Here is a 1,426-nt window from a genome sequence, read left to right on the forward strand (position 1 = left end):
AGGCGTATCTGCTGGGCAAGTTCGCGCGGCTCGCGCTGGGCACCAGCCAGATCGACTACAACGGCCGGTTCTGCATGTCCTCGGCGGCCGCGGCCGGCAACGCCGCCTTCGGCGTCGACCGCGGGCTGCCGTTCCCCGTCACCGACCTCGGCGACGCGGACGTCATCCTCCTCGCGGGCGCCAACCCCGCCGAGACCATGCCGCCCCTGATGCGCCACCTGGACCGCGCGGACCTGATCGTCATCGATCCGCGCCGCAGTACCACCGCCGAGGCTGCCGCCCTACACCTGCGGCCCGCGCCCGGCACGGACCTCGCCCTCGCCCTGGGCCTGCTGCACCTGGCCGTCACCGAAGGCCACCTGGACGAGGAGTACGTGCGGCGGCGCACGAACGGATTCGACGCCGCCTGGCGGCGGGCCGCGGCCTGGTGGCCCGAGCGCGTCGAGCGGCTGACCGGCGTGCCGGTGGCCGATCTGCGCACCGCCGTCACCATGCTCGGCGGGGCCCGGCGCGCCTACGTGCTGACCGGGCGCGGCGCCGAGCAGCACAGCAAGGGCACCGACACGGTGGCCGCCTTCATCAACCTCGCCCTCGCGCTCGGCCTGCCCGGCCGGCCCGGCTCCGGCTACGGCTGCCTGACCGGCCAGGGCAACGGGCAGGGCGGCCGCGAACACGGGCAGAAGGCCGACCAGTTGCCCGGCTACCGGTCGATCACCGATCCGGCCGCGCGCGAGCACGTCGCCGGCGTGTGGGGCGTGCCGCCGTCCGAACTGCCGGGCCCGGGCCGCAGCGCGTACGAGCTCCTGGACGCCCTGGGCACCCGCGACGGGCCCCGGGCGCTGCTGGTCTTCGGCGCCAACCCGGCCGTCTCCGCCCCGCACGCCGGGCATGTCACGCGCCGGCTCGCGGCCCTGGACCTGCTGGTCGTCGCGGACTTCGTGCCCTCCGAGACCGCGCGCATGGCGGACGTCGTGCTGCCGGTCACGCAGTGGGCCGAGGAGGAGGGCACCATGACCAGCCTGGAGGGCAGGGTGCTGCGCCGCCGCCGCGCGCTGTCCCCGCCGCCCGGCGTGCGCGGCGACATGGAGGTGCTGCGGGGGCTCGCCGTGCGGCTGGGCCAGCCCGCCGACCGCTTCCCCACCGAACCGCGCACGGCCTTCGACGAGCTGCGGCGCGCCTCGCGCGGCGGCCGCGCCGACTACCACGGCATCACCTACGAGCGCCTGGACGCGGGCGAGACCCTGCACTGGCCGTGCCCCTCGCCCGGCCACCCGGGCACACCGAGACTCTTCCTGGACCGCTTCGCCCACCCGGACGGCCGGGCCCGCTTCGCGCCGGTCGAGCACCGGGCGGCGGCCGAGGCGCCCGGGGAGCGCTATCCCCTGTACGCGACCACGGGCCGCGTGCTGGCGCAGTACCAGTCGGG

At 76.7% G+C, this 1,426-nt stretch carries 1 protein-coding gene; it reads left to right on the forward strand.

What is annotated here, in order from left to right; all coding sequences use genetic code 11:
* Nucleotides 1-1,426, forward strand: a 1,426-nt coding sequence (locus AB0K09_RS33330; protein WP_366069127.1) for a molybdopterin-dependent oxidoreductase, incomplete at both ends; no start/stop codon positions are given.

It is taken from the genome of Streptomyces sp. NPDC049577 (assembly GCF_040675635.1).
Lineage (GTDB): Bacteria > Actinomycetota > Actinomycetes > Streptomycetales > Streptomycetaceae > Streptomyces.